The 24,825-nt window shown below is 72.1% G+C and carries 23 protein-coding genes and 1 riboswitch; of the genes, 12 read left to right on the forward strand and 11 right to left on the reverse strand.

Annotated features, from left to right (window positions below; genetic code table 11):
* Positions 1-2: 2 nt before the first annotated feature.
* From ACIA5D_RS09290 to ACIA5D_RS09300, 3 genes are all read left to right on the forward strand, one after another.
* A complete protein-coding gene (locus ACIA5D_RS09290; RefSeq protein WP_396029356.1) occupies positions 3-2,051 on the forward strand; it encodes a prolyl oligopeptidase family serine peptidase in 2,049 nt (682 codons plus the stop codon).
* Between the two features lie 68 nt (positions 2,052-2,119).
* Positions 2,120-2,470: a hypothetical protein gene (locus ACIA5D_RS09295; protein WP_396029357.1), complete on the forward strand. Its 351-nt coding sequence runs from the start codon at positions 2,120-2,122 to the stop codon at positions 2,468-2,470.
* Entirely contained in the window at positions 2,470-2,979 is a 510-nt protein-coding gene (locus ACIA5D_RS09300) for a glycosyltransferase (protein WP_396029358.1), read from the forward strand. Before ACIA5D_RS09295 ends, ACIA5D_RS09300 begins: the two co-directional genes overlap by 1 nt.
* Positions 2,980-3,013: 34 nt before the next feature.
* Here ACIA5D_RS09300 and ACIA5D_RS09305 read toward each other — a convergent pair whose 3' ends face one another.
* From ACIA5D_RS09305 to ACIA5D_RS09320, 4 genes are read right to left on the reverse strand one after another with little or no spacing between them, the layout of a single operon-like run.
* Positions 3,014-3,340, reverse strand: a complete 327-nt coding sequence (locus ACIA5D_RS09305; RefSeq protein WP_396029359.1) for a nuclear transport factor 2 family protein — start codon at positions 3,338-3,340, stop codon at positions 3,014-3,016.
* Positions 3,341-3,349: 9 nt separating this feature from the next.
* Positions 3,350-6,958 carry a thiol reductant ABC exporter subunit CydC gene (cydC, locus tag ACIA5D_RS09310; protein ID WP_396029360.1) on the reverse strand — a complete coding sequence of 1,203 codons (3,609 nt, stop codon included), beginning with the start codon at positions 6,956-6,958 and terminating at the stop codon, positions 3,350-3,352.
* Positions 6,955-7,935 (reverse strand): cytochrome d ubiquinol oxidase subunit II, encoded by a 981-nt coding sequence (cydB, locus tag ACIA5D_RS09315; RefSeq protein ID WP_396029361.1) that lies wholly within the window; start codon positions 7,933-7,935, stop codon positions 6,955-6,957. The genes cydC and cydB overlap by 4 nt, the downstream gene beginning before the upstream one ends.
* A gap of 13 nt (positions 7,936-7,948) precedes the next feature.
* A complete protein-coding gene (locus ACIA5D_RS09320; RefSeq protein ID WP_396029362.1) occupies positions 7,949-9,313 on the reverse strand; it encodes a cytochrome ubiquinol oxidase subunit I in 1,365 nt (454 codons plus the stop codon).
* 77 nt (positions 9,314-9,390) lie between these two features.
* On the opposite strand from ACIA5D_RS09320, the gene ACIA5D_RS09325 reads away from it, so the two are divergent.
* The 3 genes from ACIA5D_RS09325 to ACIA5D_RS09335 all read left to right on the forward strand — a co-directional run bounded on the left by ACIA5D_RS09325 (position 9,391) and on the right by ACIA5D_RS09335 (position 11,905).
* Positions 9,391-9,738: a BlaI/MecI/CopY family transcriptional regulator gene (locus ACIA5D_RS09325; protein ID WP_396029363.1), complete on the forward strand. Its 348-nt coding sequence runs from the start codon at positions 9,391-9,393 to the stop codon at positions 9,736-9,738.
* Positions 9,735-10,637, forward strand: coding sequence for a M56 family metallopeptidase (locus ACIA5D_RS09330; protein ID WP_396029364.1), 903 nt, complete (start codon positions 9,735-9,737; stop codon positions 10,635-10,637). Before ACIA5D_RS09325 ends, ACIA5D_RS09330 begins: the two co-directional genes overlap by 4 nt.
* A gap of 122 nt (positions 10,638-10,759) precedes the next feature.
* Positions 10,760-10,898, forward strand: a riboswitch (cyclic di-AMP (ydaO/yuaA leader).
* Between the two features lie 14 nt (positions 10,899-10,912).
* Positions 10,913-11,905 (forward strand): NlpC/P60 family protein, encoded by a 993-nt coding sequence (locus ACIA5D_RS09335; RefSeq protein ID WP_396029365.1) that lies wholly within the window; start codon positions 10,913-10,915, stop codon positions 11,903-11,905.
* Between the two features lie 191 nt (positions 11,906-12,096).
* On the opposite strand, the gene ACIA5D_RS09340 is transcribed toward ACIA5D_RS09335, so the two are convergent.
* Positions 12,097-12,549, reverse strand: coding sequence for a MarR family winged helix-turn-helix transcriptional regulator (locus ACIA5D_RS09340; RefSeq protein WP_396029366.1), 453 nt, complete (start codon positions 12,547-12,549; stop codon positions 12,097-12,099).
* Between the two features lie 68 nt (positions 12,550-12,617).
* On the opposite strand from ACIA5D_RS09340, the gene ACIA5D_RS09345 reads away from it, so the two are divergent.
* From ACIA5D_RS09345 to ACIA5D_RS09355, 3 genes are read left to right on the forward strand one after another with little or no spacing between them, the layout of a single operon-like run.
* Positions 12,618-13,691, forward strand: coding sequence for an epoxide hydrolase family protein (locus tag ACIA5D_RS09345; RefSeq protein ID WP_396029367.1), 1,074 nt, complete (start codon positions 12,618-12,620; stop codon positions 13,689-13,691).
* Positions 13,692-13,735: 44 nt separating this feature from the next.
* Complete coding sequence (locus ACIA5D_RS09350) at positions 13,736-15,001, forward strand: AAA family ATPase (RefSeq protein WP_396029368.1); 1,266 nt, start codon at positions 13,736-13,738, stop codon at positions 14,999-15,001.
* Between the two features lies 1 nt (position 15,002).
* The gene (locus ACIA5D_RS09355; RefSeq protein ID WP_396029369.1) at positions 15,003-16,136 is read left to right on the forward strand and encodes a tetratricopeptide repeat protein; all 1,134 of its coding nucleotides are present in this window, start codon (positions 15,003-15,005) and stop codon (positions 16,134-16,136) included.
* 52 nt (positions 16,137-16,188) lie between these two features.
* Here the strand turns inward: ACIA5D_RS09355 and ACIA5D_RS09360 are convergent, their stop codons facing one another.
* On the reverse strand, positions 16,189-16,581 hold the full coding sequence (locus ACIA5D_RS09360; RefSeq protein WP_396029370.1) for an SCO5389 family protein: 393 nt from the start codon (positions 16,579-16,581) through the stop codon (positions 16,189-16,191).
* Between the two features lie 92 nt (positions 16,582-16,673).
* Here ACIA5D_RS09360 and ACIA5D_RS09365 point away from each other — a divergent pair, with 92 nt between their 5' ends.
* Complete coding sequence (locus ACIA5D_RS09365; protein ID WP_396029371.1) at positions 16,674-17,291, forward strand: tyrosine-protein phosphatase; 618 nt, start codon at positions 16,674-16,676, stop codon at positions 17,289-17,291.
* 115 nt (positions 17,292-17,406) lie between these two features.
* Here the strand turns inward: ACIA5D_RS09365 and ACIA5D_RS09370 are convergent, their stop codons facing one another.
* The 5 genes from ACIA5D_RS09370 to ACIA5D_RS09390 form a co-directional block, all read right to left on the reverse strand.
* Entirely contained in the window at positions 17,407-18,528 is a 1,122-nt protein-coding gene (locus tag ACIA5D_RS09370) for a HoxN/HupN/NixA family nickel/cobalt transporter (RefSeq protein ID WP_396029372.1), read from the reverse strand.
* Positions 18,529-18,645: 117 nt separating this feature from the next.
* A complete protein-coding gene (locus tag ACIA5D_RS09375; protein WP_396029373.1) occupies positions 18,646-19,443 on the reverse strand; it encodes a GntR family transcriptional regulator in 798 nt (265 codons plus the stop codon).
* 43 nt (positions 19,444-19,486) lie between these two features.
* The gene (gene trpA, locus ACIA5D_RS09380) at positions 19,487-20,341 is read right to left on the reverse strand and encodes a tryptophan synthase subunit alpha (protein WP_396029374.1); all 855 of its coding nucleotides are present in this window, start codon (positions 20,339-20,341) and stop codon (positions 19,487-19,489) included.
* Positions 20,338-21,492 carry a tryptophan synthase subunit beta gene (trpB, locus tag ACIA5D_RS09385; protein ID WP_396029375.1) on the reverse strand — a complete coding sequence of 385 codons (1,155 nt, stop codon included), beginning with the start codon at positions 21,490-21,492 and terminating at the stop codon, positions 20,338-20,340. The genes trpA and trpB overlap by 4 nt, the downstream gene beginning before the upstream one ends.
* 91 nt (positions 21,493-21,583) lie before the next feature.
* Positions 21,584-22,705: an outer membrane lipoprotein carrier protein LolA gene (locus ACIA5D_RS09390; protein WP_396029376.1), complete on the reverse strand. Its 1,122-nt coding sequence runs from the start codon at positions 22,703-22,705 to the stop codon at positions 21,584-21,586.
* Positions 22,706-22,808: 103 nt separating this feature from the next.
* Here ACIA5D_RS09390 and ACIA5D_RS09395 point away from each other — a divergent pair, with 103 nt between their 5' ends.
* Positions 22,809-23,468 carry a response regulator transcription factor gene (locus tag ACIA5D_RS09395; RefSeq protein WP_396029377.1) on the forward strand — a complete coding sequence of 220 codons (660 nt, stop codon included), beginning with the start codon at positions 22,809-22,811 and terminating at the stop codon, positions 23,466-23,468.
* 1 nt (position 23,469) lies between these two features.
* Positions 23,470-24,810, forward strand: coding sequence for an ATP-binding protein (locus ACIA5D_RS09400; RefSeq protein ID WP_396029378.1), 1,341 nt, complete (start codon positions 23,470-23,472; stop codon positions 24,808-24,810).
* Positions 24,811-24,825: the final 15 nt, after the last annotated feature.

Here is a 24,825-nt window from a genome sequence, read left to right on the forward strand (position 1 = left end):
GCATGCGTGCCGCGAAAACCACGGAGTATCCGAGCCAGCTCGCCCGCACTCAGCGCTTCCGGCTCGGCCGGCCGCAGCGCCTCACGCTCACCCCGGACGGCAGACGGGCCCTCTTCCTGCGCTCGCGCGGCGGGGAGGACCCGATCCGCTGCCTGTGGCAACTCGACCTGGAGACCGGGGCCGAGCGCCTGCTCGCCGACCCGCGTTCGCTCGGAGCGAGCGAGGCCGCGCCGTCGGCGCAGGAGCGGGCCCGGCGGGAGCGGGCACGCGATCAGGGGTCCGGCGTCGTGGCCTACAGCTTCGATCAGGCGGTACGGCTCGTCGCGTGCACGATCGGTGAGGAGCTGCACCTGGTCGGCATGCGGACCGGCACGGTCGCCCCGCTCGCTGCGCGCACCCCGCTCACCGACGCGACGATCAGCCCCGACGGGTCCCACGTCGCGTACGTCCACAACGGTGAGTTGCGCCTGATCGGCACGGACGGCGACGACGACCGGCCGGTCGCCACCCCCGAGGGGCCCGACGTGACGTACGGGCTGGCCGAGCACGTCGCGGCCGAGTCGATGGAACGGCACCGCGGCTACTGGTGGTCCCCGGCGGGCGACCGGCTCGCCGTGGCCCGCGTCGACAACGCGCCGGTCGGCGTCTGGTATCTCAGCGACCCCACCGATCCGTCCTCGCCGCCGACCGCGCAGCGCTACCCGGCCGCGGGCACCGACAACGCGATCGTGGACCTGTGGATATTCGCGGTGGACGGCCGGAAGACCCGGGTGGATCTCGGCTGGGACGACTACGAATACCTGGTCGACGTGGTCTGGGACACCCACGGCCTGATGGCGGTGCTGCAGAACCGGCCGCAGACGGTGCTGCGCACCGTTGCCATCTCGCCGGAGACCGGCGAGGCGAGAACCATCGCCGAGACCCACGATCAGGCCTGGACCCAGATCGTCCCCGGCGTCCCCGTGCGTACCGCCGCGGGCGCGCTGGTCGCCACCGGCGACATCGACGAGACCCGTCACCTGACGGTGGACGGCAAGCCGGTCACGCCCGCCGGGCTGCAGGTCTTCGAGGTGCACGGCGTCGACGGGGAGACGGTGCTGTTCGCCGCCACGGACGAGCCGACCGAGCGGCACCTGTGGACCTGGTCGCCCGACGACGGCCTGACCCGGGTCACCTCGGCGCCGGGATGCCACTCCGGGATCCGTACGGCGGGCACGACCGCGATCCTCGGCGCCACGCTGGACGGGCACGCGGTGACCGTCGCCGGCCGTACGGTCAAGGATTTCTCGGCCGCGTCTCCCGTCGTACCCGAGGTGAATTTTCTCCGGGCCGGTGAGCGTGAGTTGCGGACGGCCGTGCTTCTTCCCGCCGGGTGGAAGGGCGAGTCGCTCCCGGTGCTGATGGATCCCTACGGCGGCGCGGCCATGCAGCGCGTGGTCGCCGACCGCGACTACTACTACGCGTCGCAGTGGTTCGCCGACCAGGGTTTCGCGGTGATCGTGGCGGACGGGCGCGGCACGCCCGGCCGCGGGCCGCGCTGGGAGCGGACCATCCACGGCGACCGCTCGACGTTCCTGCTCGAGGATCAGATCGCGGCGCTGCACGCGGTGGCCGGGCGGTACCCGCTGGATCTGTCGCGGGTGGCGATCCGCGGCTGGTCGGCCGGCGGCTACCTCGCGGCGATGGCCGTGCTGCGGGCGCCGGAAACTTTCCATTGCGCTGTCGCCGGTGCGCCGGTCACCGACATGTGGCTCTACGACACACACTGGCAGGAGCGGTTCCTCGGCGATCCCAAGCTCGACCCGGCGCCGTACGAGAACAGCTCGCTCCTCGGCGACGCGCCGCGGCTTTCGCGGCCGCTCATGCTGATCCACGGCCTGCGCGACGACAACGTCTATCCCGCCCACACGCTGCGGCTGTCGGCGGCCTTGCTGGCCGCGGGAAAGCCGCACACCGTGCTGCCGCTGCCCGGCGGCAGCCACATGCCGCCCGGCGTCGACCTGCTCACCCCCGAGCTGATCTTCATCCGGGAGGCGTTGGGCATCGCCTGAACGGCCCTTGTCCTGCCCTCTCCACAGTGGATTCATAGCTTCGGGTACGCGGTCTAGCGTCTTCGGGCATGCGCGTGCTTCTCGTTACCGGCAGCGGTGGGATGCTGCTGGATCTGCTCGCGCTGCGACCGTGGTGGGAGCGGTACGACACGTCCTGGGTGGCGGTGGCGGCCGCCGACACGACGAGCGCGCTGGCCGGCCAGCCGGTGACGTGGGTGCCGGAGCCGGTCTGTCTCTGGCGAGCTTTCCGCGTCCTCCGGAAATCGCGTTCGGACCTGGTGGTCGCGGCCGGCCGGCGGATGGCGATGCCGTTCTTCCTGGCCGCGCGGCTGTCGCGGGTGCCGGCGCTCTGGGTCGGTACGCCGTCAGCGCAGGCCGCCCGCCTGGCCCCGGAAACTTTCGTGGGAGAGCTGTACTGATGGCCCGCCTGCTGGTCACCGTCGGGATGGGGTCCTTCCCGTTCAACCGTCTGATCGCCGCGGTGGCGCCGCTGTGCGCCTACCACGACGTATTCGTGCAGACCGGAACGTCGCCGGTGACGCCACCGAGCCCGCACGCCCGCTACGTGCCGTTCGAGGAAATGCGTGCGCGGCTCGCCGAGGCCGATGTCGTCATCACCCACGCCGGCCGCGGCACGGTCCGCCTGGTACAGCGCCTCGGCGGCGTGCCCGTCGTGGTCGCCCGCCGGCGCGCGCTGGGGGAGACCCTATCGTCGCGCCAGGAAGACTTTCTGCGCGGCGAGGAACAGACCGGGCGGGTCCACGCGGTCTGGGACGTGGCGTCGCTGCCCGCCGCGGTGGCGTCGCACGGCGAGACGGCGGCCGGCCTGCTGGAGACCCGCCCACTCCCGCCGGTGCTCCCACGGGAGGACCTGATCGCCGCGCTCGATGCGATCGCCGGCCGCCTTTGCGGCCGGCCCCTGCCATGATCGGCATGGAGGCACCGCTGCACTTTCGACTCGCTCAGTCGAATCTCACGGCAAGTTTCGTGATCCCGCCGGCGCCCCGCCGGATCGTCAGTGTGCCGGTGCCACCCTTGCTCCAGGCAAACCTGACGATCTCGGCGTCGCTGTCGATCTCGACGTCGCGAATCTCCATGGTGTCGGTCGGCGGATTGGTTTCGTAGGCAACGGCGATGGCGTCGCGGCCTACGAAAGGCCCGACCGGCACCCCGTCGAAACTCATCACGGCCTCCGGGGCGAGAGTCGCAAGAAACTCGTCCCAGTCGCCGCTGCGCACGGCGGCGTTGAATCGTTCGACGTGCTGCCGCGACCGCTTTCGCGCTGTCATCCGCCGAACTTAGCCGAGGGCTTCCCGTGCCGCCGTCCGGTCACCCTGAGCGATCTGGCGTCCGCCGCCTTCCGCGTACGCCGTCAGCACCGCGATCCGTGTGCGCACCGATGCGGTGGCGCTCGGCCGCGCCTGAAGGTCGATCACCCGATCGACCCGGTCGAGCCCCTCGGCGCGGTGGGTGAGCAGCAGGACCGTCCGCCCGGAGGTCGCGTCGAGCAGGTCGGCCATCAGCGCTTCGGCGAGGTCGACGTCGAGGCCTTCGGTGGGCTCGTCGAGGATCAGCAGCTCCGGCTCGGCGAGCAGCGCCCGCGCCGTGGCCAGTCGGCGCGCCTGCCCGCCCGACATGGTGGTGCCGCCGGTGCCGAGCCAGGTGTCCAGCCCGCCGGACAGCGTGGCCAGCCACCCGTCGAGCCGCACCCGGCGCAACACGGCCCGTAGTTCGTCATCGGTGGCCTCCGGCCGGGCGAGGCGCAGATTTTCCCGGACCGTCGACGCGAATACGTGCCCGGTTTCGTCCCCGACCAGCATGATCCGGCCTCGCACCTGGTCTTCCGGAAACGCCAGGAGATCCTTGCCGCCTGCCGTGATGGTCCCCGCGCGAGGGTCGAGCAGTCGTGCGACGACGGCTCCCAGCGTCGATTTTCCCGACCCGGAACGCCCCACGACCGCAACGCGGGAACCGGCGGGGAGGTCGAGGTCGAAGTCCCGCAGCACGGGTTCGCGCCCATGGTCCCATCCCGCGCTGAGCCCACGGATCGCCACGGCACCGATCGCGCCGGTGGAGAAAGGCGCGGCTCGGCCGGGCTGCGCAGTGGCGGCCGATGCCACGCAGCCTGGTTCCGGAGCGGCGGGCACCGCGGACGACGGGAAGGTCGCCGGCACCGGGGACGTCGTCAGGTCGGCCAGGCGGGCGGCGGCGCCCGCGTCGCGGCGGCGAGCAACGGCCGCGTCGGGCAGGGTCAGGACGGTTTCCCCCAGAGCGACCACCGCCAGCAGGACGACGGCGGTCCACTCCGGGGAGAGGGCGGCGAAGTGGGTCAGGGCCCACGCGGTCCCGGTCGCGGCGATGCCCCAGCCGAGGTGGGCTGTCGCGGTGGCCCGGCCGGCGGCGCTCGCCGCCCGGGACTCCAGCCGGAACAAGGCTCGGCTTCGCTCCTGCGGGACGGCGCTGCCGGCCGGCAGCTCCTCGATGCCGTCGACGGTCTCCACCATGGCGTCGCGGAGTTGAGCCCGGGCGGTGGCGGTGGTGGCGTCCTCGCGGGCCGCCTGACGGGCCGCCACCGCCGGCGCGATCACGGCCGACACGAGCAGTCCGGCGGCCAGCGGGATCGCTACGGCGGGCGCGACGGCGACGGCGGCCACCGTCGCCACGGTCAGGGTCACGGCCGCGGTGAGGGCGGGCAGGCGGCCCCGGAGCAGGCCGTCGACCCGGGCGTCCACGTCGTCGACGACCCGGGTGAGCAGGTCGCCGCGGCGGCGCAGGCGAGGGCCCGGCACGCGCGGGATCAGCGCGGCGTAGACGCGGGACCGCCGCGCGCCCAGCCGGGCGAAGGCGACGTCGTGGCCGACCAGGCGTTCCACGTAGCGCAGCAGGGGCCGGGCGACCGCGCTGCCCCGCACCAGCACCACGGCCGCGGAGAGCGTGAGCACCGGCGGCAGCGTCGCGGCCCGCACGAGAAGCCAGGCCGCGGCCCCGGTGAGGAGCAGCCCGGCGAGCGAGGACCCGCTTCCGAGCGCCACCGCGACCGGCCACGACAGCGCGCGCCGGCGCGAGAGCGGGGCAGAGATCGTCGGCCGGGCCGAGGCCGCAGGGGCTTCGGCGGGGCCGATGGCGGTGGAGGCAGCCGCGGTGGCAGTGACGGCGGCCATGGCGTGGGCGGTGGAGGCAGCGGCGGCGGCCGTGGCGTGGGCGGTGGAGGCAGCGGCGGCGGCCGTGGCGTGGGCGGTAGCGCCGGTGGCGGCGGCCGTGGCGTGGGCGGTGGCGGTGGTGGCGGTCGCAACGGGGGCGGTGGCAACGGGAGCTGGAGCGGGGGCGGGGGCGGCGAGATCGACAACGCGGTCCGCCGCGGCGAGCAGCGCCGGCCGGTGGGCGACCACCAAAATGGCGGAGCCGGCCGTCGCCGCCTCGCGGAGGCGGGCTATCACGAGGCGCTCGGTGTCGGCGTCGAGGTGGGCGGTCGGCTCGTCGAGGAGCAGGGTCGCGGGTGCGGCGCCGGCTTTCGCCAGCACGGCGGCCAGGGCCAATCGGTGCCGCTGGCCGGCGGACACCCCGGTGCCGTGCTCGCCCAGGGCAGTGCCGGGAGCCAGGTCCCGGGCCAGCCCGACCGTCGCCAGGGCGGTCTCGGCGGTGCCGGGAGGGAACAGATCGGCCACCACCCGGGCGTGCGGGAGGGCGGGGCGCTGGGGCAGATAGAGGGGGCCGGGCGCGGTGAACGTGCCCGCGGAGGCGGGATGCAGGCCGGCCAGGACCCGCAGAGCCGTGGTCTTGCCGGCGCCGGACGGGCCGCGCAGGGCGACGATCTCGCCGGGGGCGACGGTCAGGGCCGGCAGCGAGAGGGCCTCAGCGTTCGCGCCCAGGTAGCGGGCGTGCACCCCCGCCGCCCGCACACCGACCCGGAGATCACCGGCGGGCTGGGGAAAGCAGCGCCCAGCGTCGGCGCCCGGCGAGACGGGAACGCCGGCGGGAACGACGGGGACGTCGAGGATCTCGTCCACATCGGAGATCACGGCGGTGGCGTCCGTCGCGGCGTGGTAGCGGGCAGCCATCTCGCGCAGGGGCCGGTAGGCCTCGGGCGCCAGGAGGATCACCAGCAGCGCCGGCGCCAGGGGCAGGTGGCCGGCCGCCACGCGCAGGCCGGCCTCGACCGCGATCAGGCCGACCGACAGGGTGCCGACCAGGTCGAGGGCGGTGGACGAGAGGAAGGCGACGCGCAGGACCCGATGGGTGGCCGAGCGGTGCTGGTCGGTCAGGCCGGCGATCACCGCGGTCTGCCGGTCGGCGCGGCCGAAGATCCGCAGGGTGGGCAGGCCCTGGACCACGTCGAGGAAGTGGCCCGCCAGGCGGGCGTCGGCCTGCCAGCGGTCGCGGGCCCGGGCCGCGGTCGCCCAGCCGATCAGGGCGCCCAGCAGGGGGATCAGCGGGAGTGTGGCCAGGGCGATCAGCGCCGATGGCAGGTCGACCCAGGCCATCACCACGATCACCAGCGGCGGGAGGGTCACGCCGAGGACGACCGACGGCAGGTAGGCGCTGAACCACGGGCGCAGCGACGCCAGGCCGCTGGTCAGGACGGCGGTGAGACGGCCGGGGCCGAAGTCGGCCACCCAGGCGGGGCCGCGGCGGGGCAGCACGCGCAGCATGCGGCGGCGCAGCGAGTCCGTGACCCTGGCCGCGGTGCGGACGGACACGACCTGCTCGGCCCAGGAGAGGACGGCACGGGCCACGTAGGCTGCGGCAAGCAGGGCGGGGGCCCACCAGCGAGGGTCCGCCACCAGCAGGGTGAGGGCGACCGCGACGACCAGGGTGGACACGGCCTGAGCGGCGCCCAGCAGGGCGAGCGCGACGACCCCGCCGCCGGCGTGCCGGAGCAGGCGCGGGTCGACCGGGCCGCGGCTCATGACGGGACTCTTTCGCTGGCGACGCGGCGGCGGAAGACGAAATACGAGTACGCCTGGTAGGCCAGCACCCCGGGCAGGATGACGACGCCGAACTCCGTGATCAGGCGCAACGCCGACGGGGTGGCGGCGGCCGCGGACATGGTCAGCGACCACGACGGGTCGAGGGTGCTCAGCAGGACGACCCTCCCGTGGGCGGTCAGGACGGCCACGACGGCGCCGGCCACGCCCAGGGCGGTCACGGCGAAAGCGAGGGCCTCCCGGCCGTGCCTCGCCAGCAGGCCGGCCGCCAGCGAAAGAGCCGCGGCGGCCAGGACGGTGCGCGACACCGTACCGAAACCGATGAGGACAAGCGCGACGGCGCCGCCGGTGCCCAGCCGGCGTGCCAGGTCGCGTGCCCGGCGGCGGACCGGGCCGCTGGTGCGCAGGGCCAGGAAAGTTGCGCCGAGCAGAAGGGCGGCGAACAACGCGGCCAGGGCGCCGGCGAGCGACTGCCAGGTCAGCATGGGGGAGAGGCTGCGGCTCAGGCCGGAGCCGGTCACCGAGCCGTCGGGTCCCAGCGCCAGACCGCGGACGAAAACGGCGAGCAGCGCGCCCCACAGCAGGACGATCGCGGCGGAGCTGAGCGCCAGAAGAATGTCGCAGGTGCGGCGCCAGCGCTCGCCGTCACCCTTTCCGCGGAACTCCAGCGCCACGCCCCGCACGGCCAGGAGCAGCAGCAGCGCGGCGACCGGGAGATAAAGGCCAGAAAGCAGCGCGGCATACCAGGCGGGGAAGGCTGCGAAAGTTACCCCGATCGCGGCGACCAGCCACACCTCGTTGCCGTCCCAGAACGGGCCGATGGTGCGCACGATCGCGCCGCGCTCGTGGTCGTCGCGGCCGAGCAGCGGACCGAGGACGCCGACGCCGAAGTCGAAGCCCTCGAGGACGAAGAACAGGACCCAGGCGAGCACGACGATCGAGAACCAGAAGGTGATCACAGCGGAGGTCCCCTCAGTAGACGGGCGCTAGTTCGGGTGATTTGTCCGGCGCATCCGCGGGCGGCGCGAGCGGCTGCCGGGCGAGATGACGGATCAGGCGGAACCAGACGACGGCGACCACCCCGTAGATCACGGCGAAACCGATCAGCGAGGCGAGGACCTCCGCGCTGGTCAGGCCGGGAGAAATGCCGTCGGAAACTTTCGTGAGGCCGAACGCGATCCACGGCTGCCGCGCGGTCTCGGTGAAGATCCAGCCGAGCGTGTTGGCCGCTGCCGGCAGCAGCGGGATCAGCGGCAGCCACCGGGTCAGCCAGCGGGGGGCGGCACGATTCTTTCGGGTACGCCAGAGGTAGAACGCGGCAACGGCGGCCGCCAGCATCCCGGCCCCGATCATCAGGCGGAACGTCCAGAACGCCACCGGGATCATCGGCACGTAGCTGCCCGGCCCGTACTGCGCCGCGTACTGCGCCTGCAGGTCGTCGATGCCCTGGACGGTGGCGCCCGGCGAGCCCTTGGCGAGGATCGACAGCAACCAGGGAATGTCCAGCGTGAACGACGGCAGTGGCTTGCCGGTGGTGATGATCGAGAACGGCGCGCCCTTGGTCGTCTCGTAGAGGGCCTCGGCGGCGGCCATCTTCATCGGCTGGACCTCGGTGATCACTTTGCCCAGGTGGTCGCCGGTCACCGCGGTGGCCGCCCCGCCCGCCAGCATCACCCAGGCGCCGAGCCGCGCGAGGGTCCGGTGTGCGGGCTCGGCCGCCATGCGCCACACCGCGATGGCGAGCAGCAGCGCGCCGCCGATCATCGCGGCCCCCGACAGCGTGTGCGGGAACGCGGCGAGGTTCACCTTGTTCAGCAACAGCTCGGAGAACGACGTGAGGCGCGCCCGGCCGGTCGCCGGGTCCATCTCGTACGCGATCGGGTTCTGCATGAAGCTGTTGGCGGCCAGGATGATGAACGCCGACAGGATCGTGCCCAGCGAGACCACCACGATCGTGGCCGCGTGCGCGAGGCGGGGCAGCCGGTCCCAGCCGAAATACCAGAGCGCCAGGAACGTGGCCTCCAGGAAGAAAGCCAGCATCCCCTCGATGGCGAGCGTCGGGCCGAAGACGTCGCCGTAGAACTTCGCGAACGCGCTCCAGCCCATGCCGAACTGGAACTCCTGCACGAGCCCGGTGACCACGCCGACCGCGAACGTGACGATGAGAAGTTTTCCGACGAACTTCGTGAGATCACGGAACTTGTCGTTCTTCGTGCGCAGCCACGTGATTTCCAGGCCGGCCGCGATCGCGGCGAGGCTGATCGACAGCGGCACGAAGAAGTAGTGGTAGATCGTCACCACCGCGAACTGCAACCGCGTCAGGTCGAGCACGTCCATGCGAGTTCCCCCCTCTACGACGTCTCGTAGTAGATACTACGACGTGTAGTACGACGCCGTGCAGTAGAGTGGGACACATGGCGCTGGGAGACCTGGAACGTGAGGTCATGACGGTTCTGTGGGACGCCGCGGAACCGCTCACGGTGCGGCAGGTGCACGAGTCGCTGAGTCGCGACCGCGACCTCGCCTACACGACCGTGATGACCGTGCTCGACCGCCTGGCCAAGAAATCGGTCGTCGTGCAGCAAAAAGCAGACCGCGCCTACCGGTACGTCCCGGCGCAGTCCCGCGAGGAGATGACCGCGTCCGTCATGCTCGACGCGCTCAGCGCCACCCCCGACCGCGACGCCGCCCTCGCGTATTTCGTCGGGCAACTTTCGCCGGATGCGCTGCAAGCCGCCATCGAAGCCGCCCGTAAGGGATGACGGCGCTGCTGCTCGGCGCGCTCGGGCTCACCCTGTCGCTGATCGTGCCCGGCCTGCTCGCGCGGGCACGCTGGCCCGACCGGGCGCCCGCCGCCGCCGTGCTGCTGTGGCAGGCCATCACCCTGGCCGCGGTGCTCTCCGCGCTCGGTGTCGTGCTCGCGGCCCCCGAGGAGCTGACCCGCGCCGCCGGCTCCGGAAAACCGGTCACCGCCGCCGCGCTGATCGGCGCCCTCGCCGTGGCGGCGGTCATCGTGCTGCGGCTGCTCGTCTCGCTGTGGGGAGTTTCGCGGCGCTCGCGCGCCCGCCGCGCGAAACATCGCCTCCTCGTCGACCTGCTCGACCGGGCCGAGCAGCGCCAGGAGCTCGACGCCGGGAACGTCCGGGTCCTCGCCGGAAACTTGCCGCTCGCCTACTGCGTGCCGGGCCGGGAGGCGCGCGTGGTGCTCAGCGACGGCGCCCTGCGGCTGCTCGACCGCGACCAGGTCGACGCCGTCCTCGCCCACGAGCAGACCCACCTGCGCCACCGGCACGAGATGGTGATGGAGTCGTTCACCGCCTTCTATCGCGCCGTGCCCCGCCCCGTGCGCAGCCGGGCGCCGCTGGACGCCGTACACGTGCTTCTGGAGATGGTGGCCGACGACGCCGCCAGAAAACGTGTCGGCGCCGCGCCGCTGCGCGGCGCGCTGGAGCGGCTGACCGACGCCGTCCCCCTGGCGGAGGAAGTCGTGCCCGAACGAAACTCGCAACGGCGCCGGCTCGACCGCCTTGCGGCCCCGCAGCGACCCTCGACGGCCCTCAACGCGGGCGTCGCGGTCGTGGCGCTTGCCCTGCTCGTGCTACCCACGGTGATCCTGGTCGTCCCCTGGCTCGACCGGGCGCTGGACGCCTGGCCACTGTGATCACACTGGGTAGCGAAGGCCGTGCAGGAAGTTTCCCCGCCGTGGCAACTTCAGTTAACGACATGATCGAGGGTACGGTGGTCGGCGGTCCGGCAGCCCCCCATCGTCCATCCGGCCGATCTGACGGATCACCGCCTAATCGCCGCGTGCGGCGAACCGGGGACCCGAGTAGTCGGGGTGAAGCCGCAGTCCCCCTGCGGCCGGGCGCGCTTCCCGCCCGAACCCGTCAGCTAACCCGGTCGGCGGCGCTAGGGAAGAAGGGATAACGCACCTACGTGAAACGGATTGGGGCGCGCCGCGCCGCAGTTCTGCGCAGCCTGGTCTGCGCCGTCGCCGCGGTCGGGATCGTTCTCACCGGCCCGTCCGTAGCGCAAGCAGCACCGTCTCCGGCCAGCGTCGAGGCCGAGATCGACAAGCAGTGGAACCAACTCGAGCCGGTCATCGAGCAGTACAACGACGTGCACGGCAAACTGCTCAAGAACCAGGCTCAGCTGAAGAACCTCACCAAGCAGCTCACCCCGCTCCAGGTGCAGGTGGACGTCGCCCTGTCTCAGGTTCGTGGAATGGCCGTCGACGCGTACATGCAGGGCGCGCCGAACGCATTCAACGCCATGATCGTCAGCGGTTCGCCCACCGGGCTGACCGCCAAGCTGACCTATCTCGATCAGCTTGCGCGGCACCAGCAGGACCAGATCGCCGGCGTCGCGAAACTTCGCGACAAGTACGCCGGCATGAAGTCCGACCTGGACGTGCTGACCAAGTCGATCGCGGCCCGCGATGCCGACCTGGCCAAGCAGAAGACCGCGATCCAGAAGAAGATCGACGGCCTGCAGAAGCTGCGGCTCCAGGCGTACGGGGCGGCCGGCGAGTCCGACGGCCCGTACAAGACCGGACCGTGCCCCGCCACCTACAACAACGACGCGGGCGGCCGTGCGGCGCAGAAAGCCTGCGACCTCATCGGCAAGCCCTATGTCTTCGGTTCCGAGGGTCCGAACAGCTACGACTGCTCGGGTCTGACGAAGGCGGCGTGGGCCAGCGTGGGTGTGCACCTCGAGCACTACACGAAGGACCAGTGGAACGAGGGCAAGGCGGTGTCCCGGGCCAACCTGCAACCGGGCGACCTGGTCTTCTACTACCCAGGGAGCCTTCATCATGTCGCCATCTACATCGGCGACGGGATGGTGGTGCACGCCCCGCACACGGGTGACCATGTGCGGATGGCTACGATCGACCGGGGGCCGATCGCCGGCTACCGGCGGCCGGGCTGAGTTTCTTCCGTACGCGAAAAGGGGTCGCCGGACGAAATCCGGCGGCCCCTTTCGTGTTGGTCAGCTTCCCGGCCGAGGATTTGCCGGGTGATCCCGCAGCCGGCGCCGGTCTTGCCGAAGTACAGGTCGGTCATGTCGGTGAAGCCCTCGTCGAGCCAGGGCGAGGTGTACTCGTCTTGCCCGCGCGGCCCTCATTCCATCGGCGGCGGGGCGGACTCCTGCATCCGGTGATACCGGTAGAGCTTCGTCAGCAGCGTCGTCAGCTGCTCGCGCTCCGCCCGGTCGAGGGGCTCGAGCAGCTCGTCCTGGATGGAGCCGGCCTGGCGGGCCAGCTGCTCGGTGCGCGCGCGGCCCTGGTCGGTGATCATGATGATGTTCCGGCGGCGGTCGTCCGGGTTGGGCACGCGCCGGATGAAGCCGGCGGCCGCCATCTCGTTCAGCGCCTTGACCATGTCGCTGAGGTGGATCCCGACGCGCCGGCCGAGGTCGGCCTGGCTGGCCGGGCCCTTCATGGCCAGCGAGGAGAGCACGCGGTAGTGGTACCCGCGGGCGCCGACGTCGGCGAACCGGGCGCTGACCATACGTCCCGCGTACCCGGCGGTCTGGGTCAGCAGCCAGCTGGGCAAGTGCTCCACGTCCTCCACGTGACCACCCTAACATTCGTACACCTAACATTTGCCGTTCTAACGTTAGCGACACTAACGTTAGTGGCATGAACGAATATCGCGTCCACGTTCCGCAGGCGGACCTCGACGACCTCAACGACCGGCTCGCCCGCACCCGGTGGCCCGACGAGCTGCCCGGCGCCGGCTGGGACTACGGCATCCCGCTCAGCCGGGTACAGGAGCTCGCCCACGCCTGGGAGAAGCTCGACTGGCGTGCCCACGAGGCGCGGCTCAACGCATACCCGCAGTTCACGGCCACGATCGACGGCGAGAACGTCTGGTTCCTGCACATCCGCTCGGCGTCGCCGGACGCGATCCCGCTGATCCTCACCCACGGGTGGCCCGGCTCGGTCGTCGAGTTCCTCGACCTGATCCCACTGCTCACGCCACGTTTCCACCTCGTGATCCCGGCGATTCCGGGCTTCGGTTTCTCCGGGCCCACCCGCTCACGCGGATGGGGCCAGCAGCGGGTGGCGCAAGCCTGGGTGCAACTCATGGCAGAGCTCGGGTACGAACGGTACGGCGCCCAGGGCGGGGACTGGGGCTCCGGCATCTCGCGCCTGGTGTCCGCCGCCGACCCCAAGCATGTGATCGGCGTACACATCAACTTCATGCCGACCGGCGGCGCCTACGACGGGCCACTTTCGCCGCTCGACGCCGCGCGGCTCGAGAAAACGCGAAAACTGGCCGCCAACCGGCACCCGCACCAGGTGCTTTTCGCCGCGGCGCCGCAAACCATCGCATACGCGCTGAACGACTCCCCGGTCGGCCAGCTCGCCTTCCTCGCCGAGAAATTTTCGCAGTGGGCCGATCCGGCGCACCCGATCCCCGACGAGGTGGTTCTCACCGACGTCATGCACTACTGGATCACCGGCACGGCCGGATCGTCGTCGCGCCTGATCAAGGAGACCGGCCTCGGCAGCGGCCCGGTCCCGTGCCCGGTTCCGCTCGGCGTGGCGGTGCTCCCGCACGACATCGTCCAGCCGGTGCGGCCCCTGGTGGACCTGCGTCACGACGTGCGGCAATGGACGGAGTTCCCGTCCGGCGGGCACTTCGCGGCGCTGGAGGTGCCCGAGCTGCTGGCGACGGACATCACCACGTTCTTCCACGAGGCCCTGTGACCGGGCCGCGATCTTGTCAGGAGGCGCGGGCATAATTTGCTCTCATGAGCGACTCGCCCCTCATCGACAGCTTGAGCGCAGCCGTCGAGGCCCGGCCCGACGACCTGACGCTCCGGCTTCACCTGGCCGAGCTGTTGGTGGGGGCGGGCCGCGGCGCCGAGGCGATCGGACACGCGGCCCAGGTGCTGGCCCGCGAGCCCGGCAACGAGGCCGCCCGGCGGCTGATGGCCAACGCGCTGGGCGGGCCCGCGGCCCCGCCGCAGCCGGCACCCCCGCCACCGGCCCCGCCGCCGTCGGAGGCGACCAACCCGCCCAGGGGCGACCACACCGTCGACTGGGCGGCCATGGAACAGGAGCTCGGCGACATCGTGCCGCCGCGGTTCGCCAAGGCCGACGACGAGCCCGACCCCGTGCAGGGCCACGCCGACCGCACCTTCGACGTCGAGCGCTCCACCATCACCCTCGCCGACGTGGGCGGCATGCAGGAGGTCAAGAAGCGCCTCGAGGTCTCGTTCCTCGGCCCGCTGCGCAACCCCAAGCTGCGCAGCCTCTTCGGCAAGAGCCTGCGCGGCGGCCTGCTGCTCTACGGCCCGCCCGGCTGCGGCAAGACGTTCCTGGCCCGGGCCGTCGCCGGCGAGATGGGCGCCGCGTTCATCTCGCTGTCCATCACCGACGTGCTGAACATGTGGGTCGGCAGCTCCGAGCGCAACCTGCACGACCTGTTCCAGTCGGCCCGCGGCCACGCGCCCTGCGTACTGTTCCTCGACGAGATCGACGCGCTCGGCCACAAGCGCAGCCAGCTCAACTCGTCGTCCATGCGCACGGTCGTCAACCAGCTGCTCACCGAGCTCGACGGCGTCGACGCCAACAACGACGGCGTCTTCGTGCTCGCCGCGACCAACGCGCCGTGGGACATCGACTCCGCGCTGCGGCGGCCGGGCCGGCTCGACCGTACGTTGCTGGTGTTGCCGCCCGACAAGGCGGCGCGGGCCGCGATCCTGGAATATCACCTGCGCGACCGTCCGGTCGCCGGCATCGACCTCGGCAAGGTCGCCGACGCCACCGAGAACTACTCGGGCGCCGATCTCGCGCACGTCTGCGAGACCGCCGCCGAGTTCGCCATGCGCGACTCGATCGCCACGGGCGAGATCCGCATGATCTCCCAGCACGACATGCTGTCGGCCGCGCGCGAGGTGCGGCCGTCGACCGACGCGTGGTTCTCCACGGCCCGCAACGTCGCGATGTTCGCCAACGAGTCGGGGGAGTACGACGACCTGGCGGCGTACCTGAAAAAGCGCAAGCTCCGATGAGATGACCGACCCCTATCGGCGGGCCCACCACCTCACCCAGGCCGGGCGGTACGAGGAGGCCGAGCGGATCCTGCGCGCCGGGCTCGCCGAGGAGCCCGCCGACGGCCGGCTGCTCACGCTGCTCGCGTCGGTGCTGCGGATGCGCCGCGAGTATCCGGCCGCCCTCGCCGCCGCCGAGGCCGCCGTCGCCGCGTCCCCGCATCTCGCCGACGCCCACGCCGAGCGGGCGGAGAACCTGATCCTGCTGATCCGCTCGAAGGACGCCGTGGCCGCCGCCGGGGAGGCCGTCCGGCTCGACCAGCTCAGCGCCCCGGCCCACCTGGTGCTGGCCCGTTCCCTCGCCGCCGCCCACGACCACGAGGGCGCCCGCGCCGCCGCCGCGCGCGGCCTGAGCCTCGACCCGCGCTCGGTGGAGGGCCTGCTCACGGTCGCGGAGGTCGAACGGGACGCCGGCAACCGCGACGCCGCCACCGCCGCCGCGCGGGCCGCGCTCGCGATCGAGCCCGAGAACTCGTACGGACGCTGGCTGATCGCCATGCTCGACGCCGAGCGGTTGCGGGTGCGCCGCTCGATGCGCGGCCTGCGCGACGTGGCCCGGATCAGCCCGGCCCGACCCGACCTGATCGCGATGACCTGGCCGATCCGGGGCGTGCTCGGCGGCCTGCGCCGCGGGCTGTTCGTCGGCGCCGTCGTCGTCTGCGCGCTGCTGCTGGCCGGCCACTGGTGGTGGCCCACGGCCGCGACCTTCGCCCGCCTCGTCTCCGGTGTGCTCGCCGCCGTGCTCGCCGGCTTCGGCGCGCGGGTGCTCCTGCCCGCCGGCCGGCTGCCGTGGCGGTGCCTGCCCCTGCTGCCCGCGCTGATGCGCCGCTCGACCTACGCCGCCCTCGCCGTGCAGGCCGCCGCGATCGTGCTGTTGGTCGTGCACGCCGCGGCCGGCCGGTGGCCGGCGGCCGTCCTCGCCCTGGCACTGGTGCCGGTGCTGTGGGCGCTCAGCCTGGTCGAGATGCTCGGCGCCGGCCTCGACGACCCCGGCATACGGCACGCGCTGCGCAGCCTCGGCGGCGAGTTCCGCGACTGGTGGATCACCACCAAGCGCGACCTGCGGGCCGCGTGGAAGGACGATCCGCAGAGCTGAGGATCCCGCTGCCCGGCCCGGACGCAGCGTGGCCGGGCAGCGGGCGGCTCGCTCAGCAGTTGCGCAGCTCGGGTGACTGGTTGAGCAGCTGGCCACGCGGCGACACGAACGCCCGGTAACGGTCGTCGCCGACCGCGTCGAAGGAGAACGCGGCGACCCGGTGGCAGTTCTGGAACGCAAGTTTCGCGCCGAAATGCCGCTCGAGGCCGCCGCGGATGGCGTCGCTGGCGAGGGCGCGCAGCAGTTGGCCGCGCTCGCGCTCGGTGGGCGGGGGCACCTCGTGGTCGGCGAAGTCGCCACCGCCGGCGCGCAGGTCGGTCATCACCTTGCTGACGACCGCCCACGCGTACGGGAGGGACTCTTGCACGCAGGCGACGAACTCCTCGTCGGAGACGGAACCACGCTCGGCGGTGGCGAGCAGGGTGGGGGAGACGTTGAGCGACATTGGTTTTCCTTTCCATCAGGAACGCTGCGATCATCCTGTTGGAAATGATTCCCATTAGCAAGTTGGGGTCACCCGTTCGGTACGCTGCTGCCATGACGGACGTCGACTGGCCGCAGTGCCGCAATGCCCGCGACCTCGGTGGACTGCCCACCATGGACGGATCGCTCACCAGCAAGGGCGCTCTGTACCGGACGGACGGGCTGTTCCTGCTGACCGAGGCGGGCGTGGCCGCGGTGCGCACGGCCGGCGTCGCGCGCATCATCGACCTGCGCTGGCAGCGGGAGCTCGACCGCGAGCCGAGCCCGTTCGCCGGCGACCCGGTCTACTGCCACGTGCCGATGCTCGACGACCCGCTGCCGTACGAGGTTCCGCACGACACGTACGCCCCGATGCTCGACTTCAACCGTGACCGGATCGCCGAGGCCTTCACCGCGCTCGCCACCGCTCCGGCCGGCGGCGGCGTGATCGTGCACTGTCACGGCGGGCGGGACCGCACGGGCGTCCTCGTCGCTTTGGCCCTGGCGGTGGCGGGGGTGCCGGGCGAGGAGATCGTCGCCGACTACGGCCTCTCGCCGGAGCGGCTGCCGGTCGCGATGGCCAACACCCTCGACCACCTCGACGAGCGCTACGGCGGCGCTCCCGCCTACCTGCGCGAGATCGGCGTGCCGGCAGAGCAGGTCGAAGCGGTCCGAGCGCGGCTGAGGTCGTGAGGAGCGCGGCTGAGGTCGTGAGGGGCGCGGCTGAGGTCGTGAGGGGCGCGGCTGAGGTCGTGAGAGGCGCGACTGAGGTCGTGACGGGCGCGACCGGCGCCGGGCACCGGGTGGGTCACGGGACGACCGAGGTCGTGGCCGGCGCCTCGCGGGCCTCCCACTTCTGCTCGATGCGGCCGTAGCGCCACACCAGCAACGCCACCGCCCAGGTGAGCACGAACAACCCGACGATCACGAAACCGACGTAGTTCAGGTCGAGCCCGCCGATCGCGGCGAGGGGCCCGCTCGTGATGTGCAGCTTGTCGGTGACGATCGAGATCAGCTCGATGGTGCCGATGATGAGCGCGACCGCTACCGAGAGCCCGGTGATGGTGAGGTTGTAGTAGACCTTGCGCACCGGTTTCGCGAACGCCCACCCGTACGCGAAATTCATGAAACAGCCGTCGATGGTGTCGAGCAGGCTCATCCCGGCCGCGAACAGGATCGGCAGCGTGAGGATCGCGTACCAGGGGAGCGCGAAAGCGGCGGCGCCGCCGGCCAGCACGAGCAGCGAAATTTCGGTGGCGGTGTCGAAGCCGAGGCCGAAGAGAAGGCCGATCGGGTACATCTGCCACGGCTTGGTGACCGCGCCGGTCGTGCGGGACAGGATCCGGTTGAGGAAACCGCGGTTGTTCAGGTGCGCCTCGAGCTGGTCCTCGTCGAAGGTCCCCTGGCGCATCCGGCGGAAAACTTTCCAGATGCCGACCAGCAGCACCAGGTTGATGATCCCGATGACATAGAGGAAGACGCCGGAGACGCTGACGCCGATCACGCCGGTGATCCGCTGCAGCGTGGAGGAGTCGCTCTCCACCTGGCCGGCGAGCGAGCGCACGCCGAGGCCGAGCAGCAGGCAGAGGAAGAAGACGACGCTGGAGTGGCCGAGCGAGAACCAGAAACCGACCGACAGCGGCCGCTTCTCGCCGCCCATCAACTTTCGGGTGGTGTTGTCGATGGCGGCGATGTGGTCGGCGTCGAAGGCGTGCCGCATCCCCAGCGTGTAGGCGGTGACGCCGAGCCCGACGCCGTAGACGCCCGCGGCGCCGACCTGGTAGTGCGCCGGCACGATCACCAAGAACAGCAGGCCCCAGCCGACGACGTGCAGCAGGAGGATGAACGCGCTCATCCCGCCGAGGCTCGCCCAGCCCCGCGGCCCGACGGCATCGCGTACGCGTCCGCGGGTCAACGTCGAGTTCGCCACGATCAACCTCCTACGCCGTCAGTCTTGCTGTTGCCAGAACTTTGCAACAGCGGGCAGCGAGGGAAGTGGCCAGCCTCACGCCGTGACTCATTCGGCGTGGCGGCCGCGGCGGATGGGTCAGCTTTGGCGACTCCACTGCATCGACAGCCCGGTGACCGCCCGCTCGGTGCGGATCTCCAGGAGATTTCCCAGGATGGTGGCCCGGTCGAACACCAGCGCGCGGTCGTCGAGCCCGAAAGTGACGCGATCCGACACGAAAGCGGGCGTCCCCTCCGGGTGCCCGAGCAGATCGGCGGTCACCGTGTCGAGCGCACCCGGCCGCACCACCTCCGACGCCCGGTGCACGACGATCCCGCGGTCGGCCAGCGCCGCATAGAGCGAGGTCCCACTGAGATCGGCCGCTGCAAGATCAACACCGGCGATCCACGACAATTGATGTACGGCGGGGCGCCCGGCCAGCAGGCGAAGCCGTTCCAGCCGCACCACGCGTTCGGCGTCCCCGCCGAGCCGTGCCGCGACCCAGGTCGGCGGCCGGCGGACGGCCTGCCCGAGGATCTGCGTGCTCACCGTCTGCCCCTGGGCCCGCAGGTCTTCCGCGAACCCGCGCAGCGAGTCGAGCCGGTACGCGGCGCGCGGCTCGGCCACGAAAGTTCCCCGCCCCGGCTGCTGCGAGACGAGGCCGTCGTCCTCGAGCTGCCGCAGCGCCTGCCGCAGCGTCGCCAGGGTCACGCCGTAGGCGGCGCTGAGCTCCTTCTGCGGCGGCAGCGCCGACCCGGGCGCCAGCTCCCCGCCCCGGATCCGCGACGCGAGCTCGGCGGCGATGGCCTGATATTTAGGGGTACGCGGCGCGGTCAGCGCATCCTCCCGGCGAGAAGGTCCGGCACGCGGGAACCGTCGCCCCGCGTGCCAGACCATAGTCGAGGCCGCTCGTGCAGTCCGCGACCCGCCGGTCGACGGGTCAGTCGAGCGCGGCCCGGAGGGCGGCGACCTCGTCGCGCAGTTCGCCGGGGCCGGCGCCGTCGAGAACCCGGCGCATCAGCGCCGATGCCACCACCGCCCCGTCCGAGTGCCGGGCGGCCGCGGCGGCCTGGGCCGGGCTGGACACCCCGAAGCCGACCAGCACCGGCAGGCGCGTGACGGCCTTGACCCGCTCGGCCAGGCGGGCGGCGGAGGAGTCGAGGGTGTCGCGCTCCCCGGTGGTGCCCATCAGGCTGACCGCGTACACGAAACCGCGGCTGCGGGCCCCGATCTCGGCCAGCCGGTCGTCCGGCGTGACCGGCGCGACCAGCAGGACCAGCGCGACCCCCGCCTCCGCCGCGGCCGCCTCGACGTCCGCGGCCTCGTCGACCGGCAGGTCCGGGACGATCAGGCCGGCCACCCCCGCCGCGGCCAGCCGCCGGCAGAACGCCGCCGGCCCCGACCGGAACACGAGGTTGGCGTAGGTCATCGCGACAAGAGGCACGCCGACCTTGGTCTCCGACAAGTCGGTGAGGATGGACTCGACGGTGACGCCGCGGGCCAGCGCCCGGTCGGAGGCCTGCTGGATGGTCACGCCGTCGAGCATCGGGTCCGAGAACGGCAGCCCGATCTCGATCGCGTCGGCCCCGGCGGCCGCGTAGGCGGGGAGATAGTCCGTCCAGTCCTCGGTGACACCGCCGGTGACGTACGGGACGAGAAGTTTCTGGCCGCGGCCGGCCTTTTCCTGGAGCGCATCGATGCCGGCGCCGGACCGCGCAGCGAAAGTTTCCGCCGCCTCGGACGCGGGGGCGGCCGCAGTTGCGTCTGGAGCGCTCACGGAGACGTACGAATTCATTTCTCGACTCCCTCGCTCAGGGTGACCATGTCCTTGTCGCCGCGGCCGGAGAGCGTGAGCAGCACGTTCGATCCGGCCGGAAGGTCGGCCGTGCCGGCCGCCCGCAGCACCCACGCCACCGCGTGCGCCGACTCGAGCGCGCAGATGATCCCCTCGCTGCGCGCGAGCCGCCTCAGCGCGACCACCACCTCGGCGTCCGTCACGGTCCGGTACTCGGCTCGGCCCAGCGAGCCCAGGTGCGCGTGCTCCGGCCCGATGCCCGGGTAGTCGAGCCCCGCCGCGATCGACGACGCCTCCGCGACCTGCCCGTCCGCGTCCTGCAACACCATCGAGCGCGCGCCGTGCACCACCCCGGGCGACCCCGAGGTCATCGCCGCGCCCCCGGCCGCCTCCACACCGACCAGCCGCGCCGCGGTTTCCACGAAACCCGCGAAAGTTCCCGCCGCGTTGGAGCCGCCGCCGACGCACGCCACCACGACGTCGGGCACGGCGGGAACCTGCTCGCGGGCCTCGGCGCCGATCACGCTCTGCAGACAGCGGACCATCCACGGGTACGGGTGTGGCCCGCCCACGGAGCCGAGCAGGAAATGCGCGTTGTCCACGTCGGACACCCAGGCGCGCATGGCCTCGTTGGTCGCGTCCTTGAGCGTCTGGCTGCCGCTGGTCACCGGCACCACGGTCGCGCCGAGCATCTCCATGCGAAAGACGTTGAGGCGCTGGCGCTCGATGTCGCGCGCGCCCATGAAAACTGTCGCGGAAAGTCCGAGCAGGGCGGCCGCCGTCGCCGTGGCCACCCCGTGCTGGCCGGCGCCGGTCTCCGCGATCAGGCGGGTACGTCCCATGCGGCGGGCCAGCAGCGCCTGCCCGAGCACGTTGTTGATCTTGTGGCTGCCGGTGTGGGCGAGATCCTCGCGCTTGAGCCAGAGCGAGATTCCGAGCTGCGCCGAAAGATTCGTGGCCGGTGTCAGGGGAGTGGGCCGCCCGGCGTAGACCGCGAGCAGCGTGTCCAACTCGTCGCGGAAAGTCTTGTCGGCCCAGGCCGACCGGAACGCGCCGGCCAGCGCGGCACACGCCGGCACCAGGGACTCCGGGACGTACCGGCCGCCGAACGAGCCGAACCGGCCTGAGGCCGGCTCCACCATGAGCGTCATCGCCACCTCCAACAGTTATAGAACTCTCCGCCACAGTGTTGCACGATGTGGCGAAGAGTTCTAGAACTATTTGGCGGTTAAGCTATGGCGGTTACTTGGCGGCGGCCTGGTACAGCGTCTCGGGCGTCACCGCGCCGGCGAACACCCGCCCGTCGTCGGTGACCAGCACCGTGAACAGCGGCCCGGCGAACTGGTGCCCGCTGCCCCACGACCCGCTCACCGCCGGCAGCATGTCGACGATGCCGCTGAGCTGCTGGGACTCGGCGCCCGACGACTTGTCCGACGCGCTGTCCGGCTTCGGCAGCTTGGCCTCGACGACCGACGTCCAGCCCTCGCCGATGACCTTGGGCTGCTCGCCCTCGTGCGCCTTCGCCGCCTTCTCGGCCTCGGCCTTGTGCTCCGCGGCCAGCCCCTCGGCGCTGCCCTCGGTCACCTTGGTGCCCGGCGGCGGGTTGAACTTGAACTGCTCCGCGTCCGGCACCGCGAAACTGATCTGCTGGAACGCCACCCGCACGGCCGGGCTGGTCGCGTTCTTCGCGTACACGTCGACGCGCAGCGGGATGTGGTGCTCGGCGTCGATCGCCAGGCGCACCTGGCCGATCAGCGACGCCTTGTCCTTGGGGCTGAGCACCAGCTCGTACGCGTCACGGCCGGCCACCTTCGCCGCGCCGGTGGTCGTCACCCTGGTGGTCGGGTCGATCGCGGCCAGAGCCGCGTCGGCCGCCTCCTGAGGCGTCTGGGGCAGCTGCGCCCCGGGGCTCTTCTCGATCGCCCCGGCCGGCAGCTTCAGGTGGTTGGCCTGCTGATCGGCGCTGTTCCACAGCCAGACGTCGTCGCCGTTGCGGATGACGTCGGTCTCGCCCTGGGTGCCGACCAGCGCGAGGCGCATCTTCTCCTCGCCGGCGTACCAGACGCGGGCCGTGTTGCTGCCCGCGAGGACGCTGGTCAGATCGCCCGCGCCGGACTTGGCGCTGCCGGCCAGCGACGCGATCGCCGGCAGGCCGAGGTCGGCGCTCTCGACGATGGTGCCGGACAGCCCGTCGACCTTGGCGGTCTGGATGTCGACGAGCAGTTGGGCCGCGCTGCGATCCGGCAGCGATGGGTCCGCGCTCGCGACGATCGTGCCGGCCGCGGCGCCACCCCCGATGACAATGACCGCGGCGGCGGATGGCACGAGCCAGCGAAGCGCCGGCCTGGACCTGAACACGGACACGATGTCCACCTCCCGTTCTCTGCCACCAAGACTGCGCCGCGAGCGCTGTGACGTCGCTGAGAGCTTCCCCTAGGGGTGGCACCCCACGTGTAAAGGTAGTCCCGTGCGGTTGCTAGTGGTGGAGGACGAGGCGCGCCTCGCGGCGGCGCTGCAGCGCGGGCTGCAAGCGGAAGGTTTCGCGGTGGACGTGGTCGGCGACGGCCAGGACGGTCTCGAGATGGCCCGCCACGGCGGGTACGACGCGATGATCCTGGACGTCATGCTGCCGCGCCTGAGCGGCTATCGCGTGGTGCGCCAGCTGCGCGCCGAGCGCAACTGGGTGCCGGTGCTGATGCTCTCGGCCAAGGACGGCGAGTACGACCAGGCCGACGGCCTCGACTGCGGGGCCGACGACTACCTGACGAAACCTTTCTCGTACATCGTGCTGCTCGCCCGGCTGCGGGCGCTGCTGCGCCGCGGCGCCCACGAACGCCCGCCGGTGCTCAGCCACGGCGACATCGAGCTCGACCCGGCCGAGCGCCGCGTGCTGGTCTTGGGCGGCGAGGTCGTGCTCACCACCCGCGAATTCGCCCTTCTCGAATACCTGATGCGCCGCCCCGGCGAGGTGGTCAGCAAGATCGAGCTGCTCGACCACGTGTGGGACGCCGCCGTCGAGACCGCCCCCAACGCGGTCGAGGTGTACGTCGGCTACCTCCGCCGCAAGATCGGCCGCGAGCGGCTCGAGACCGTGCGCGGGGCCGGCTACCGCCTCTCGGGCGGCTGACGTGCGCCGGCCCCGGGAATTCAGCCTGCGGTCCCGGCTCGTGCTGCTCACCGTCATCGTGCTCACCGCGGGCCTGGCCGCCGGCGGCATCCTGCTCGTCGGCGTGCTCAACTACGCGCTGCTGCGCGCGGTCAACGCCGAGGCCCTCGACACCGCCACCAGCATCGCCAAGCTCGTCGACCAGCACCAGCTCAGCCAGCCCATCCCGGTCAACCCGGCCATGCAGGTCCAGGTGATCGACAGCCAGCAGCGCGTTCTGTCCGTCTCGGCCGGCGCCGACCGGCTCATCCCGATGCTGCACGACGACGAGCTGCGCGGCCTGAAGGACGGCGAGGTCACCGAGATCCCCGGCAACCGGATCGGCCTCGACGGCAACGCCCGCGTCGTGATGAAGGTGGCCGGCCCGCCCAGCGACCCGGTGCGGGTGCTGGTGGCCCGCTCGACCGACGATCTCAGCCAGGGCGTGCACATCCTGCGGGTGACGCTGCTGGTCGCGTTCCCGCTGCTGGTCGGCATGCTCGCGGTGATCATGTGGCGGATCCTCGGCGCCGCGCTGCGCCCGGTCGACGCCCTGCGGGCCGGCGCCGAGGAGATCACCGGCGGCACCCGGCACGGCCGCCTGCCGCTGCCCGAGTCGCGCGACGAGATCTACCGGCTCGCCGTCACGCTCAACGGCATGCTCTACCGGCTCGACTCCGCCCGCGCCCGGCAGCGCGCCTTCGTCGCCGACGCCGCGCACGAGCTGCGCAGCCCGCTGACGAACATGCGCACCGAGCTCGAGGTCGCCCAGCGCCTGCCCGACACCGACTGGCCGGCGCTCTCCGCCGACCTGCTCACCGACGTGGGCCGGCTCAGCCGCCTGGTCGACGACCTGCTGCTGCTCGCCCGCTCCGACGACGCGGCCCCGCCCGGCAAGCTCGCCGACGCCGACCTCGACGGCGTGGTGGCCGACGTGGCGTCCCGCTACGACGACGTCTGCTACGAGCGCCCGAGCGAGCCGGTGCGCGCCACGGTCGAGCCCGACGCGATCGGCCGGGTGGTGGCCAACCTGCTCGACAACGCCGAGCGGCACGCCCGGTCGCGGGTCACGGTCGAGGTGGCCGACGAGGGCGGGTACGCGCGGATCACCGTCCGCGACGACGGCCCCGGCATCTCGCCGGAAGACCGCGAGCGCGTCTTCGACCGGTTCACCCGCCTCGACGACGCCCGCGCCCGCGACGGCGGCGGCACCGGGCTGGGCCTGGCGATCGTGCGCGAGCTGGTGCGCCGGCACGGCGGCACGGTCACCCTCGGCGACGCGTCACCCGGTCTCCGCGTCGATGTGCGCCTGCCCGTCACCTGAAAGTTCTGTGGGAAC

The sequence above is a fragment of the Actinoplanes sp. NPDC051513 genome, assembly GCF_044454685.1.
Taxonomy (GTDB): Bacteria; Actinomycetota; Actinomycetes; order Mycobacteriales; family Micromonosporaceae; genus Actinoplanes.